The organism is Nostoc sp. (assembly GCF_036917465.1).
Taxonomy (GTDB): Bacteria; Cyanobacteriota; Cyanobacteriia; order Cyanobacteriales; family Nostocaceae; genus Nostoc.
This window is the reverse complement of sequence record NZ_JBALDL010000104.1, coordinates 51,526-66,435: the sequence shown is the minus strand read 5'-3', so window position 1 is coordinate 66,435 and position 14,910 is coordinate 51,526. Positions and strand designations below refer to the sequence as shown.

The 14,910-nt window shown below is 39.2% G+C and carries 15 protein-coding genes; 3 read left to right on the top strand and 12 right to left on the bottom strand.

What is annotated here, in order from left to right:
• Positions 1–116 precede the first annotated feature (116 nt).
• Positions 117–797, top strand: coding sequence for a glycerol-3-phosphate 1-O-acyltransferase PlsY (plsY, locus tag V7K38_RS27725; RefSeq protein ID WP_334862700.1), 681 nt, complete (start codon positions 117–119; stop codon positions 795–797).
• A 51-nt stretch (positions 798–848) separates the two neighbouring features.
• Here plsY and V7K38_RS27720 read toward each other — a convergent pair whose 3' ends face one another.
• From V7K38_RS27720 to V7K38_RS27670, 11 genes are all read right to left on the bottom strand, one after another.
• Positions 849–1,106 carry a hypothetical protein gene (locus V7K38_RS27720; RefSeq protein ID WP_334862698.1) on the bottom strand — a complete coding sequence of 86 codons (258 nt, stop codon included), beginning with the start codon at positions 1,104–1,106 and terminating at the stop codon, positions 849–851.
• Positions 1,107–1,165: 59 nt separating this feature from the next.
• A complete protein-coding gene (locus V7K38_RS27715) occupies positions 1,166–1,405 on the bottom strand; it encodes a hypothetical protein (RefSeq protein ID WP_334862696.1) in 240 nt (79 codons plus the stop codon).
• Between the two features lie 190 nt (positions 1,406–1,595).
• Positions 1,596–2,171, bottom strand: a complete 576-nt coding sequence (locus V7K38_RS27710; protein WP_334862694.1) for a hypothetical protein — start codon at positions 2,169–2,171, stop codon at positions 1,596–1,598.
• 117 nt (positions 2,172–2,288) lie between these two features.
• Entirely contained in the window at positions 2,289–3,914 is a 1,626-nt protein-coding gene (locus V7K38_RS27705) for a TrbI/VirB10 family protein (protein WP_334862692.1), read from the bottom strand.
• Positions 3,915–3,922: 8 nt separating this feature from the next.
• The gene (locus V7K38_RS27700) at positions 3,923–4,615 is read right to left on the bottom strand and encodes a hypothetical protein (protein ID WP_334862690.1); all 693 of its coding nucleotides are present in this window, start codon (positions 4,613–4,615) and stop codon (positions 3,923–3,925) included.
• A gap of 56 nt (positions 4,616–4,671) precedes the next feature.
• Positions 4,672–5,490 (bottom strand): hypothetical protein, encoded by an 819-nt coding sequence (locus V7K38_RS27695; RefSeq protein ID WP_334862687.1) that lies wholly within the window; start codon positions 5,488–5,490, stop codon positions 4,672–4,674.
• Between the two features lie 60 nt (positions 5,491–5,550).
• Complete coding sequence (locus V7K38_RS27690; RefSeq protein WP_334862685.1) at positions 5,551–6,600, bottom strand: hypothetical protein; 1,050 nt, start codon at positions 6,598–6,600, stop codon at positions 5,551–5,553.
• A gap of 152 nt (positions 6,601–6,752) precedes the next feature.
• On the bottom strand, positions 6,753–7,550 hold the full coding sequence (locus V7K38_RS27685) for a hypothetical protein (protein WP_334862683.1): 798 nt from the start codon (positions 7,548–7,550) through the stop codon (positions 6,753–6,755).
• 82 nt (positions 7,551–7,632) lie between these two features.
• Entirely contained in the window at positions 7,633–10,380 is a 2,748-nt protein-coding gene (locus V7K38_RS27680; RefSeq protein WP_334862681.1) for a hypothetical protein, read from the bottom strand.
• Entirely contained in the window at positions 10,334–10,705 is a 372-nt protein-coding gene (locus V7K38_RS27675; RefSeq protein ID WP_322667990.1) for a hypothetical protein, read from the bottom strand. Before V7K38_RS27675 ends, V7K38_RS27680 begins: the two co-directional genes overlap by 47 nt.
• Positions 10,706–10,723: 18 nt before the next feature.
• On the bottom strand, positions 10,724–11,341 hold the full coding sequence (locus V7K38_RS27670) for a hypothetical protein (protein ID WP_334862678.1): 618 nt from the start codon (positions 11,339–11,341) through the stop codon (positions 10,724–10,726).
• A 901-nt stretch (positions 11,342–12,242) separates the two neighbouring features.
• Here V7K38_RS27670 and V7K38_RS27665 point away from each other — a divergent pair.
• Positions 12,243–12,671: a hypothetical protein gene (locus V7K38_RS27665; RefSeq protein WP_334862675.1), complete on the top strand. Its 429-nt coding sequence runs from the start codon at positions 12,243–12,245 to the stop codon at positions 12,669–12,671.
• Positions 12,672–12,874: 203 nt separating this feature from the next.
• Positions 12,875–13,108: a DUF3134 domain-containing protein gene (locus V7K38_RS27660; RefSeq protein WP_334862673.1), complete on the top strand. Its 234-nt coding sequence runs from the start codon at positions 12,875–12,877 to the stop codon at positions 13,106–13,108.
• Positions 13,109–13,564: 456 nt separating this feature from the next.
• On the opposite strand, the gene mltA is transcribed toward V7K38_RS27660, so the two are convergent.
• A complete protein-coding gene (gene mltA / locus V7K38_RS27655; RefSeq protein WP_334862671.1) occupies positions 13,565–14,857 on the bottom strand; it encodes a murein transglycosylase A in 1,293 nt (430 codons plus the stop codon).
• Between the last annotated feature and the right edge of the window lie 53 nt (positions 14,858–14,910).

Sequence of the window (14,910 nt, the reverse complement as noted above, 5' to 3'; positions counted from 1 at the left end):
ACTCAGCATGGGCTAAACCATAGCTATCCGCTAACTGCACTCAGCACTGATGAGGGGCTATCGGTCAAGAGGTATTACTCTTGACTTTTTTGAATTTTGAATTTTGAATTGTTAATATGGCTATTTGGTTAAGCGGATGTGCGGCAACTGTGGTGATAGCCTACCTGCTGGGTTCTTTTCCCACTGGGTATATCGCTGTGAAGCAGTTAAAGGGTATTGATATTCGGGAAGTTGGTTCAGGTTCTACTGGCGCAACTAATGTGCTAAGAACCTTGGGGAAAGGGCCAGGAGCATTTGTTTTAGTACTTGATGCTTTAAAGGGAGTATTAGCGATCGCTCTAGTTTACTGGTTATTCAATTTCACTTCTAGTCAAAATTTTATCCCCCCTACAGTAGATGCACAATTGTGGGAACCGTGGATAGTAACTTTAACTGGGTTAGCTGCCATTTTGGGACATAGTAAATCGATTTTTTTGGGCTTTAGCGGTGGTAAATCTGTTGCTATCAGCTTGGGGATTTTATTAGCCATGAGTTGGCAAATAGGTTTAGCAACAGCCGGTGTGTTTGCTGTCGTTGTAGCGATATCGCGGATTGTCTCTTTGAGTTCAATTGTAGGTGCGATCGCAGTTTCCATTTTCATGGTAATTTTGCATCAACCGTTACCCTATATTCTGTTTGGAATTACTGGTGGATTATATGTGATTTTGCGACATCGCACTAATATTGAACGACTGCTTGCTGGTACTGAGCCAAAAATTGGACAAAATGTAGCGAATGAACCAGAACCAACTGCATGATACAACAACCGCAAATATACTTTTGCTCCCGTATTTCAGTCGGGTTTAAAATTACGAATTAAGGCTCTCTTTCATTAAACGGTGGATTAGGCGGCAAGGCCAGAAAAAAGCTCCACAAATACTTACTGAAGCGATAGCAGACAAGACTCGCCAACTTGAATTAGTTTCAGTGGCAGATTCTGAAGATTGAGCTTGTGTACTTTTAGCTAGTTCTGGCACTGAACGAGATAGCTGACTGGCCGTAGTCACCCCTTCAATCGCTGCTCCAATGAGATAAGCTACTAGGGCAATTACTAGCCAGTGATTCATAATATTCAACTGTTTGGACTCTGAGCGTATGCTTGGCAGTGAGCAATCGATTTATCGTACTAATGATTGCCGCCTTGCCCGAAGGATAAACGACCTTCAGCCGTATCACGAATGAGGGGTAGTTTAGATTTTATATAAGTATTGAGGCTGCTATCTGCTTGAGGATCAATCACCTGCTTCGCTTTTAGCTGCTGGAGGAGCAAGTGTACTAAAGCAGCATCGTCAAAATGCAGTAGAGTGTTCACCTGGGTAGACTCGATTACAGCCCAAAGCTGTTGCATCATTTTGGCAGTCACCATCAGTCTGTAACCTCTTAAGCTTTTCTTTATATTTACACAGATTTGGAATTTGTGGTTAGTTTTTCTCTGAAGATTTATAAAGATGGCGGCTGCAAAAGGCTGAGTAAGGCAATAGGGTTAAGTTATGGCGTTTTCAAAGGCTGGAGGGAAACTTCTATTGCCTTCGCTTTCAAGTGCTTTTGCTAGAGGTTTATTGTGAACGTTTTATTATACAGGGAGCTTCTTTACCAGGAGGATCGGCAAAAATAGCTAAAGTATGATATTCAGGGCTACCTGTTCCATACATCACTCGAAAAGTATACAACTTGTTTTTACCTTGCGCTTCGGTAACAACTGTTAAAAGTGTATTGCTAGTGGTAGGAAGTCCAGGAATATTTAGTTTTTTAATTCGTCTGAGTTGAATAACATTAGCAGCTGAATTTTTGCAATCTCCTGTATTAGTATTAGATGCCACACCAAACTGCATACATACTGGCCCATCAAAATCCATAATCACCTGTGATGGGTCGTTTAACCAAACTTTTTTAATTACTTCTCCAGCTTGGATAAAACTTAAATTTGTTCCTTGTTGATACGAAACATCAATAGTAGGTACTACTCCCCCTAAACCTTGCGCTTGACAGGAAAACATGGAACGCAAAACGGCATTTTGAGCTACAGCGCGACCTGCCACCAATAACATAGCAACAGAGAAGATTAAGGAAGCTATCTGTAGAAAATCATAATTATTTAGCGTTTTTCCTGACAACTTAGTATTCTTTTTCATGCTTGGAATGATGGGATTGGTAGAGAAAATAATGAGATATAAGAAACATGGAAAGAAAACTAATTACCAATTACCATTACCCAATCAAAAATCTAAAATTGGTATCAGTTTTACCTCCTAAAACTGCATTAATTGATTAACGTATATTTCAATATTTGTACCTGCTGGCAAAAACCAAACATTGGATTGTTGAGACATTTGGGCGATCGCCTGTTGATTACGCTGTGAAATTTGAGGTACTACAGAGTTCAAACCACCTTCCACAACACCAGCTGCAAGGTTACGTCTATTCTTAGTTACAGTAGTCAGACTTGTGCTGCTAGTGGTGTTGCCGTCAACGGTACTTGTTGTGGTAAGTGGTTGGAGTTCAGTATCACTCCGATTTATTAACTCTGCGGCTTTACTAATACCTCCCAAAACAAACAAGCCTGCATCCATTGACGCTATAGATGAACTTTTACTGGGAAATTTATTTGCTATTAAAGGTTTCCCTTGGGTACCGCGAATAATAATTGCATTTTTGGGTAAGCTTCGTTCTGTAAGGTTGCCATTATTTTGCGAGATAAGTTTGACCACGTTCATCTGCAAAAGACCTTGTTCGGAAAGGGAACGAACTTCAGTTAAGAATTCGGTGTTGGCAGGTACAGCGATCTTACCATCCGTAGATTTTAGCGGTTCTTTCAACCGAATCACAAATACGTTTTTCGCTTCGTCTGTTTCGCTATTCTTTGCTGCTCTAGTAGTTTCCCCAAATATCGCTGTTGCCAACACAGCTTTGACGCTAGTCCCTACTGCTACAGATTTCTGCCCTTGCTGTTGCACTTGACTAACCATAGGAGCAGGAGTTACTGGTTGGGGGTTTGGCGGTTGTTGCACCTGGGTATCCTTTGGAGGTGCATAAGTAGCAGCTGCCACATTATTATTAGGTTGATTATTTGGTTGATCGGTGACATTTACTTGACCATAGCTACCTAATTTCGCTAGCTTTGCCCATTCTTCAAGTGGGTTTGGTGGAGATGGTGGAGTTATATTAACCACCGGTTGAATGTCTGGCTTGACAACTGGTAGCTGGGCTACTGGCAAAGGTTGAGAAACAGGTACTTTAACGATGCGCTCGATTGTGACTGTCCGAGGCGGCACGTAAGCTATTGCTGGAGGTGTTGGGATCACTCTTGGTCTACCTCTAGAAGAAACTAATGGTTCTGCTTGTACAGCTACTGTAGGCGTTGATTTTGCCATTCTGAGCTTTTGTTGAGCGGCTTTGACTAAATCTGCTTGTTCGGTTAAGGCCAACTTCGTTTTAAGAGTATCTACTTCGCTTGCTAGCTGTTGAGATATAGATTGATCGGTTGGCTGCTCACGCACTGGTGGAGCAACAATAGTTCTTGGCTTTTGACTGCTAGTATTCATCAGTTGGGACAAAAACACCCCAGCCACCAAAACTACAGCTAAGGTAGAAGCCCCCACCAAAGCTAATTTTGCAAAGGGATTAGATGATAGGGGTTCTTTAGTCTGAACTTCTTGTGGCTGAGATTGTGGTTCAGAAAGTGATGGTTGTGGTGTTGCAGAGTCTTCTGATGGTGCGGTTTCGGGAAAAGAAGATTCTTCTTCAAAGCCCACCAACCTTGCCATCCGTGATTCCCAATCAAAAGCTTCTACAGATTGTAGTTGGCGATCGTCGTCGGTGGTTAGAGTAAATAGATTTTGTGGAGGAGTTTCTGCGGGAATTGAATATCTAGTCATGGTAGAGCTTAATTTGGATTACCAGAACAATTTTTATCTTGGATTTCACATACATTATAAATTTCTAATCTGGCTTCACCGAGGCGGTAAGCTGCGAAATACGATGGTAGGGCTGCATTTGGCAGTGAAGTTGCTGGTTCATTTATAGCTCTAACTAGAATTTGTTTATTAAAGGTAACTGATTTTCCCAACTTATCATAACCGCTAAAAATTAATTGATTGGCAAGTATCTCCACTTTCCACTTTCCATCGCCTATTTTGGTGGGTTGTGAAACTTTTTGTATTACTAATACATTCTCGGTTCCTCTAGTAACATTTTCAAATTGGCTATCTGGATTTAAATTAGTAATTTCTGACTTAAGTTTTTGTTTAAAATTATCAGCTACCAGTTGGGAGCTAACTTCCCATACCTCTGTTGGTGGCTGCTGCTGTGACCAAGTAAGCATCAGGCTCATAGCTTCACCCACAAAGCGCCGAATAGTCTCTGGTTGTCGCTCTAAATTTTGTTGGGGGTCTACTGTGATAGCGCGACCATCAACTAATTGTACTAAACTTCGGGGTGTAAGTTTCTGACCTAACTGTTGTAACATTGACCCGTTAAATATTAGTAATAGCAAGGTAAACAGATGTAAACCAAATGTTCCTACTGCCAAGACTGGTAAGGGATTATTTTTCTTGTTTTCTGGTTTAAGTAATTGCATTAATAATTTATTTGTTATATTAAGATTTAAGTATTATCAATAAAATTAGAAATCCCTTATCTTATAAAGTTACTACCTCTATTTGCGCATTGTTTTAAGCTCTCTTCATTCAGATTATTGTAGTTGTCTAGCAAACATAAACTACGAATTTCATAAATTTCTAATTTATCAGCCCTGGCACTATAAATTGCTTTTTGCAAAATAGTACTATTGTCGGCTTGGGGGTTAGCAAAATAATCTGTAGCACGGACAAGCAAATCTTTATTAAAAGGAGTTATGAGTTTTGTATCACCAATTCGCTTCTTTTGAATTAAGTCAGCTACCATACCCACTCGCCATTTACCTGGGGCAATTTTTTTTGGTGGATAAATCCGCTTAATAACTAATTGTGATGTCATAACGAGGGTTGGATTTTCAGAAAAAACTTCTGGCGGTGTCATTTCTGCAACAGTGCTTAAAAAACCTTTGCGAAAGTCTTCTGATAAGCCAAAACTAGCTATCCAAGTGCTGGTAGTAATTTTTTGGCTACCACCTTGCAATGTTCTAATCGGAATTCCTAAATCTGCTTTTGGGTTGGCAACTTCTTCGATAGTTTGTGCTGGTAAGGTTCCAGACCAGCTAAACATTGATATCATCGTTTTGCTGGTGAATCTGCGGATTGCTTCCGGTTCTCTCTCTAAATCATCAATATTAGCTACTGTTTTACCATCTATTAATTGCACAAAGTTGGGAGGTTTTCTCAGGCTGAGTTGGCGAATATTTATGCCTTGAAATATGAAGAAAAGTAAAACTAATATATGTAAACTAAAGGTAGCGATCGCAAAAACTGTCAAAACACTTCCCGTTCTTTGTCTTTTTTCTAGTAAACGCACCATTTACTCATCTCCTCCTCCCAAAAACTTCAGATATTATATATTATGATGATTTGCATTATCTTATATTCTTTCCTTGACTAGAGAAGCCGTATTGCTGATAGCACTGAAAACAGCAAAACCGCCAGCAGCAGCCACAAGTAACGATAAAACTGGTGCTAAAATTCCCAGAAAAATTATAAACCACATTAAGTCTGGATCAACATTAGCATCTTGTCCTGGGCCATTTACAATAACTGCGGCAGTTAGCACAGCAATAATATTGAATGAAATCTTGGCGATTCCAATAGATAAAAATCCAGTCAGCCATGCAAAAATTGGTTTCCCGGCTACAGGTAGTAAAGAACCACCTACAGCTATTGGCCCTAAAGCTGCTATTAGCAACATAGTAGCTTCTATCAAATTCTGAAAGGCATATTGTAAGGAAACTAAAAAGTTTTTGATGCTCGTCTGGACTGTAGAACCTAACAAGGAATTAAAAGAGGCTTCTGATACACTACCAGTACCATATCTAATATTATCTACCTTATTTTGCAGTCTAACTATCCAGCTTTTATTTCCATAAGTATCTCTATATTTCTGCCAGAGATTATCGACCTTTTCAGCAGCTTTGACAAAGCATTGACTTTGTTGTTGGCCAGTTAATGATTCACAAGGACGCAGCAAAGAGCCAGCTATGTCTTCAGCAATACTCATATTAAGTGCTTGCTGATACATTTTATCTGCATCTGCGGATGCCACTACTTGTTGATTCACAGTATTTAAAAAATTCCGTACTCCCAGCGTCAGATTAGAAAGTATACTTCCAGTACCTGAATTACTTAATAGGATTACCACTATAAAAGGCCAAATCAAAGCTGATATTGGACGGCTATATTCGTAGGATATTAAATCTCTCAGGAATTGTAGCATAAAAAATAACAACGTTCCGACTGCAAAAAAAATACCCAGGTTTGTTATAGCTCCATATAAGTTATTACTGGTATTGTTTTGTAATAAATCTAGCCATTGTTTATCCCAACCTTGAGCAATGCTTTGGGAAGTTGCGACACCATTATCAAGAACGTCATCAATGCCTAGTTGGGCAAAAATTAGTTGAATAGCAAGTTGCATTTTGATTTATTTTATATTTTTTTTATTCGCAGAGTAACAATATTGTTCATAGGAGGTGTGTTTTAAACGAATTAAACTCTCTCGTTTTCTAACCGCCGATTTAAATGTATGTTGCATGCCAACGTAATGAGAATTTTTTGAATCAGGAAATCTTACTTATTAACTTCTCTTCCAAACAAATCTATTTGAGATGTAGCACGTAAAAGTCTTGCCGCCTCTGTAGATGTTTCTACTCTCCGAGCGCGATTTGCTTCTTCTGTTTGTTGAGAAATAGTTGCCAAATTTAAGTTGGAATATTGCAAAGACTGCTCTAATTGTGTAGATTTTGCGTAGGATTCGCCGACAATTTTTATCTGCTCTCTTTGAATTTTAAGTGTTTCTTGGTTAGCAGTTAGCAATGTACCTAAGCCCTGAGTAAGTATTTTGTCTGCTGGATTGGCTGTATTTGCAAGTGTGGTTAATTGATTAATATACTTTGTAATCTCACTATCTAAATCATTATTATTTTTGACATCTGTAACACTCTCAATAGCTGTTTGAATATTTTCTAACTTTGCTTTTGAGCGAATTTGTCCATTCTCACCGAGAACGCTTTCTGCTGCTCCACGCGTAACTACACGATTCAATTCATTACCAATTAAATTTCCACGCACTGCGGCATTATTTTCAAACTTATCCGATCTTGAGTAGAGAGTCGAATCGTCACGAACTTGTTTTCCCGCAGCGACAGGGTTAGGTATATTCAATTCTCCCCTGGTATTAGTCAGATTATTTTGATTCTGTGCTTCTACAGTGTCGCTCAGATTATATTGCAGATAGTTTTGCAAATCTGTGGAATATGATTGAAAATCAGTCCAAACCTGGCCTAATCCACCCGTTTGAACTTGTGCGATCGCTGGTATGATTGCCAGGGATAGCAATGTAAGAGTGAAAATGGTAGTTTTTCGCATATATCTTATGTCTAAAAAGGTAGATGAAATTAAGTAGTGAATCAGATATTTGGTTTTGAAGTCTGATTTATAACTTTTTAGATTAACTACTACGTAAAGTAGCCACTAACTGACGAGCAAATGCAGAGATTGCTTCATATTTATCGGTATGCAATTGCATCATTTTACTACGTGCAGTTTGTTCAGATGGGTTATTCGCAACTGCTGCCAATTGTTCGTAACCTGGATAATAACGGCAGAATGTATAAATACCGTTATCATCTAGCAGCCACTGGCTATAAACGCCTTCTTTGCGCGGAAAAAAGCTTTCTGAGGCATTACGAGAAATAATGTTGCGGGGATATTTTAAGATGTCTGCAAAACTATCTACTGCTACTGGCTGAATGCGTCCAATCAATCGTGTTGTCAAGTTTTGCAAAATTTTAGATGCAGCTTTAGATTTGGCAATGGTATCAGGATCTTGTCCTGATAAGATGACTCTGATACCGGCTTTAGCACCGTTCGCACAAATTCTACCAACTAAATCAGAGATTTGCTCGAATTCAAATAAGATTGGTGCTTCATCAATGAAGAATATTGAAGCTGGACTACCTAATGCGCGTCTTAATGCTGCTGAATAGGCACTCAGAGATAATACGGCTGCATCTTCACTATCTGATAAGTTTCTCAGAGCAAAAACTAAAAGTTGTGCATCGGTAGGAAAACTAGATGGTGCAGAAATAGCTTGTCCCACCCGGCTAGAAAGCCAAAACCGTAACCGCAACTGAATTTGACTCAGAGCATCTTCTACTCTGCCAGTTAAGGAACTTAGCTGCAAGTGTTCTGGCGAACAGAAATAGAGAAAATCTTTTAAAGTAGGGGTTTTTTGCCAAGCCAGAGTGCCAAATCCTCCCGCCATCGCCTGCCGATATCGCTCTTTGATACCCTCATCTCTAAAGAAGGCTTCTAAAGCTAGGTTGAGCAGCGATCGCACGGTTTGCGATAAAATTTGACTTTCAGTGGACGATCCTAAAACCATTGTCATTAACGCTGATTCTAGGAAGGCGGTATAATCGTTGAAGCGATCGCGCTGTTGTTCTGGTTCTAGCGATCGTAAATCTGGCTGTTCAAATAAGTTATTCGATTGTTTGGAAATATCAAAATAGGCTCCATTCCCCTCCATAAACTCTGTATAATCTGTGAAAGTTGATGTCCCATCAGGTTTAGGGAAATCTAACGCCACGACAGGAATGCCATGCGCCAAAGCCTGAGTTAAAATTCCTGATACCAACACCGATTTACCAGCACGAGTTGTCGCAAATAAAGCTAAATTTTTGTGTTGATTAAATAAATCTAAATGTACGGGTGTTCCGCCTTCTTCAGCAATCAACTCAAAGCCTTGTTTATCACCGCGTTTAGTTAAAACTAAAGGCATTAATCCGGGAACTTCGCTTGTTAAATATAGCTGACGACGGTTAAAAGGTGTTGCCAACAAACCCTCCCAAACTATCGGTAGAGTTTGCAGCCATATTTTCCAAGCATACTCAGTTTCTCTAATTACCCTGGCTGGGCGTTGAAAACAGTTTTCAATATATCTTGTTGCTTCATCTAACTTTTCGACAGTTGGACGATGTACCAAAATAGCAATACTTGTATAAATCGGGACAGCACCTTCAAATAATTGTTCTTGTGCTGCTACTGATTTCTTCAACTTTAATTGGGCGTTGACATCAATGGTTTTACTTTTTTCTTGAGCCATGATTGTCGTCATGTTTGACTGTTTCAGCACTCGTTGTAAAGTAGTTTTTACTAATGCTGGATTTGCGGCAGTCAATTCACAAAAAATCTCTGTATCTACTACTCTTTCTCTCGCTAATAGTTCCCATAAGTAGCGTAGTTGAGTAGATTTATTTGGCCAACCCCCGGGTTTTTCCAGAAATGACAGTACGCCAATATAACGATTGTTAACATTAACCCAACGGCGATCCGCACAAGGTATGCTAGATTCCATCAGCAAAGTTGTGCCGTGGATATTGTCTATCAGCAATTTACTACTAGCTAAATCTGAATTAACTTCCTCGTGTAGTCCTTGTTCATCTAAAGTCATTAACTGGGGAATCTCTATTGGCTGCGTATCATTAAACCTTTTCCAGATGCCTTCCCAGAGTTCCTCAGCTGTCAAAGGTTTGACATCCAACCCCATTTGGTTAGATAAAATTTGTTCCCAGCGCAGAAAGCCCTGCTTGTAAGCATTTGTGATTAGAGTTTCAAGGCGCTGATTTTCTACTTCTGAGAGTTCATTTTTGAATTTCAACCACCATGATTCAGCTTTGACTAAAAGCTTCTCTATCCAATCATCTGCATGTTGCGAGTTAGATTCAACGGTGTAAGTGACGTAAATTCGCAAAGATTTTGGTTTGCGAACACCAGAAATAGTTAGTTCCTTGACTCTGGCTCTCTCTGCCATCAACAAATATTTGATATCTCGTGATGGCGAATTTTTGATTAGCGATGCTAATTCTTTTTGACGCTCTTTATCCGAACTAAAAGATCCCAAATGCAGCGTCATTCTTTCACCGCTAGGGATATCTTTTAATCCAGCTTCAATGTTATTAAAAAGTGTATCGATTTGTTCGGGTCTTAAAGTGGTATGAATTCCCTTACAGTCAAAACCAAAAACAAAGCAAAACCGATCTTTTTGAGTGCCTTTTGTCAAAAGATACCCACCAATATCACGTCCATTGATAGCAACACGTAGCATTGTTGCCAAGTGTAAGGCATCTTCAAATGGTGTTAATCTACTTTCATTTCCGGCGATGCCGACGCTTTGTTTTCCGATTTTTTGCTTCATGGTTAACTTCCAATAAGCTTTGATAACGAGCAAAGCCTCTTGTCCAAGCGGGAACGCCAATAAATTTACTTAAAAAACTCCAACTCCTACCACCAGTTAAAATCCACCAAGTTCCTATTCCCCAACCAGTCATTAATATCGTCCACAACCATTTCTGAAACTCTTCCTGGAAAATCCCACCAAAAATTCCATTGATGATAAAGTAGGAGGCTAAGGCAATTACCGTCCAAGGAAGAATTTGATCGGCAGGAATTGGCCCTAGAGAAGGTTGGCTTCCCAGAACTTGATTGACTGGACGAAATTCTTGTTCCCGCTCTTGAGACATTTGAAATATCTGAATTATTTACTGCTGCTGTGGCCCAATTACAAAGCGTGTGAGTACATCAGCAATAGTAACAGCAACAACTACTAATAAGGGAGTTCTGGCAATGCTTTGCCAATCTTCATCTTTACGCACTGCGTTAATCACACCAACCAGGGAGATTGCAATATAGAGTAAGTAAATCGCCCGCAACACATTAAATATCAAACTTATTGCTGTCTCGCTACCACCACCAGTTGTTGCTGCACCACCTAAGTTTCTTTTGAAAAACTTTTCAGCTTCTCCAAAAAACTGTGCTTGTGCAGGGGCTGCAAAACAGTCTAACCAATATAAACTCAGAATTACGGCTGCTGCTAAAATTTGTAATAATATTAGCGATCGCTTGGGTAAATGCAACTGTTGCCCAATTTGCTGGGTAATAACTGCAATTAAACTACCAACTAGTAAACAAAAAAGCAGGATAGGACTTTTTAGGCTGATAACGCTTACAAGTACAGCACAAGCAATCAAAAAAGGTACAGATTCAACTAAAATAAATAAGCTGGATTTAAGCCCTAGTCTTAACTTATGAGATCCTTTGACAGCGCTACCAGTTAAACCTTTGAAAAAGTTTCTCTTGTGAGAACTTTGTCTAGACATTTGCTAATTTTCCTATGGTTACTTGGGTGTTGGTTGTCTAAAAGTTTACAATACTCAAACCAATTTAACATGATTTAACATTTTTTTAATCAAATTTCTCAACCTAGAGTTAAAGCATTACATTATATACAACTATGATTAAGTTAACAAAATATTAATATTTCTTTAAAAACCAGTATATGTACTTTGAGCAACCATTTCTTGAGCCTCAATGTATAACTCTTACAGCCCTCAGACAGATATTGTCTCAATTAGAGCTTAGGGAATTTAGTGAAAATAGGAAATAATTCTTGAGACTATATTTCAGTTATTTGACTTTCCAAATACTAGAGTATACAAGTAAATCTGGTTAAGCATAGTACTATTTAATACGTGTATTTATTTAAACATCTATAATTTAATACTGCCATATTTAAAGTTATATCAACGCTCATACTTCGTAAGTATTTTTTCTCTCTTACTAAATGATTATGGTAAAAATTAAAACTAGTAAGGCAAGCATTTAGTTATTTAAAAGTTACAATTGAATGTAGCCTTAGTATTGCTGCTGGTATAACATCTATCGGTCAGGATAGTTGAAAAAAGTTAAAGCGTCAACTATGTTATAATTGATAAGTTGAGAAATATTTTCGGTCATATAACTGACTATATAGACACCTCTCCGAATCTAAATCTCTACAAACTTTGATTGTGAAGGTGTTTTGGTGTCGGTTTGTATTGCAAATCTATCTTTTAGAGATGAGAGTTTTTAGTATTGCAAAAATTGAAATTTTTAGTGAGCAGAACTATATTGCAATACCTTGTATAAAACTGATACCTCTCAATCAAAAAATGTGCTAGAAATAACGGACAAGTGTAGTGTGTCACAAAACCAGACAACATACGGATACTAGTTTAATTTATGCCAACGGATATAATTACCCGTCCTGATTCGCTTACAGAAGATTGTTTCTTTACTTACGCCCTTGGGACTGATTTGCATGATACTAATTCTACAGCCAAGTATTTACGCAGAATCCGAAAAGAAGATAAACCATATATCGATATAGCTGTTTCTCCTAGGCCGGGCTATCGGTTTGAGGTTTGTCTTATCCCTGTTGAAGGGTTCGCTCAAGAAACAATATTGACAAAAGACGGGTTCGCCAAAGCTTTAGCAATTATTTGTGCTGTAGCTAACAAAGCTAGAAAGCGATTCCCTTCAGGAAATGGACAAGAGATTGTCCGGTGTCAGTTTAGCAATTTAGCTGATGCAGTTGCTGTAGCGAACAGATTGTCTGCACTACCCTCTGATATGTATGAAACGATCGCCAAGCTACCAACTGCTTTGTGAGATTGCGTCCGCTTGAAGATTTATGATTAAGACTGACGCAAAGACATTTTAATGGTAAGTAAGTAGACGGACAAGAGAATAAAAAACTCAATAGTTGATATTTCATCTGTTCAGAAAAGTCTTGGATAACAAGCCTTTTGACCTTAAATGTACAATTTTTTTGTTTTTGTACAATGCTCCATAATTCAAAGTGAGTTTTTTTTATGCCTACAAGTCCTTTACGTGAAGAACCTCGTAATCAACGAGCGCCTGTAATTCGTACAAGTAATGAGTTTATTCTTTTGGAATGGCTAAAGTCAACTGGTCGTCTAATTGAGCGTGAACATCAAGAATCTGAGTATCTAACTGAAGTAGAAGAAATTTCAGAAATGATCGACCTTGATGATATTCCTTACGATCATGACGATGATGATGGTGAGATGGATATAGAAGCGTAATTCGTAATTCGTAATTCGTAATTCGTAATCACTGTACAGCTAGGCGTTTAGTTTTCGCAAGAATGCTAAGATTCCCGATTTTTTAGAGAAGTCGAGAATCTTAGGAATAAAAATTAAATAACATACACCTCACCCTCAATCCCTCTCCTTGTAAAGGCTACGCTGTACACACAAGTCTTTGGTAGGGAGATTTGTGGTTAAGTCTTATAGCTACGAAGAAACCTCACCCTGGTTTTGCTATGCAAAACCTGTCCCTCTCCTTAGTAAGGAGAGGGATGTCCCAATACGGTTCGGATAAGATCCCCCCGCCTGCGGCGACCCCCTTAAAAAGGGGGTAAAGATTAGAAAAAGCCCTCCTTTTTAAGGGGAGTTGGGGGGATATTCGAGAGACGAACACGTTGACCGAGCCGTATTGAGGGATGTCCTTTTTTGATAGGGTGAGGTTTTTCTTTTCTTTTAATTCTTGGATTTGAGTAATAAATAAAATAATTGTCCATTGCTGACTGTGACACCAGCGCGATCGCCTGCTAATTTTCCAGTACCTAAAAAGTAATCTACCCTACCTGCACCTTTAATTGCGCCTCCGGTATCTTGGTCAAGAACATAGCGGCTAACGATGCGCTCCTCCAGTTTTCCGGTAGGATTAGCAAAGGGAATAGAAGCGCGAATCAACGCTAAAGCACCAGGAGGCATGAGAGATTTATCTGTAGCGATAGAACGCTCTGCTGTTAGGGGTACATTGATAGAACCTTGGGCTGGTTCACCGTGGTTTTCTTGAAAAAAAACAAAACTGCGATCGCGCGGAATATAAATATTTAATTCTTGGGGATGCTTTTGGAAATAGTCGAGAATAATTGGCATAGTCATCCCTTGTAGTGGTAATTTGCCATCATTCGCTAATTCTCGCCCTAGACTTTTGTAGTTATAAGCGTTATTACCTGCATAGCCGATCGCTGTCTGAGTTCCATCAGAAAGCTGAAGTCGCGCTGAACCCTCAATTTGAGCGAGATATGGTTCGAGGCGTGAGCGGAACCAAAACAACTCTAATCCTCGTAATTTCCCTTTTGCACCTTGTAAACCATCTGCTCCTTCTAATTCTTCGCGTGTCGGATGAGGTTTAGGCCAAGAGTTTAAATCAGGAGGTAATCGATAAACAGGATAACGATATTCTGGTGTGGGGACGCGACTGGCTGCATAAAGCGGTTCAAAATAGGCGGTGAATAAAACGGAACCTTTGGTGTTGTTACCGACTGACTGATAAAGAACAAATTCCCGCTCAATGGCTTGATGTAATTCTGTCGCAGAATTAGTTGTTAAGACGAGTTCCCGGAATCTTGTCAAGCTTTTGAAGACGCGATCGCGTGTAATCCCAGCCACCGGATAGTTTTGATAAGCAGCCGCAGCATTAGCCGTTTGCAGGTATTGGAGACTCCGAGCGATCGCACTCACCAGCGCTTTTTTGTCTGGTATTTTTCCATAGAGAACTTCATCTAAACAAGAGGTATCACCTTGACAACAAGTAACTGGTAGTCTCTGAATTAATGGTACTTTTTGCTTTTGTGTAAGTCCATTTTGATTTTTACCAGTCAACGAAACTGGTATATCCCACTTTTTCAAACGGCATTCTGTCGGGCTGAGTTCCTGATACGCCAAAGATTGCATCCGCACCAGAAAAACCGATAAAACCACAGGTAAGCTGATGGCGATAACTTTGCCAAACTTCTCTAACTCAGCAAGTGTCTTTTTCATCAAAATTCAAAATTTTTGATATTATCCCACTTCGCTCAAATTCAAAAATCAAA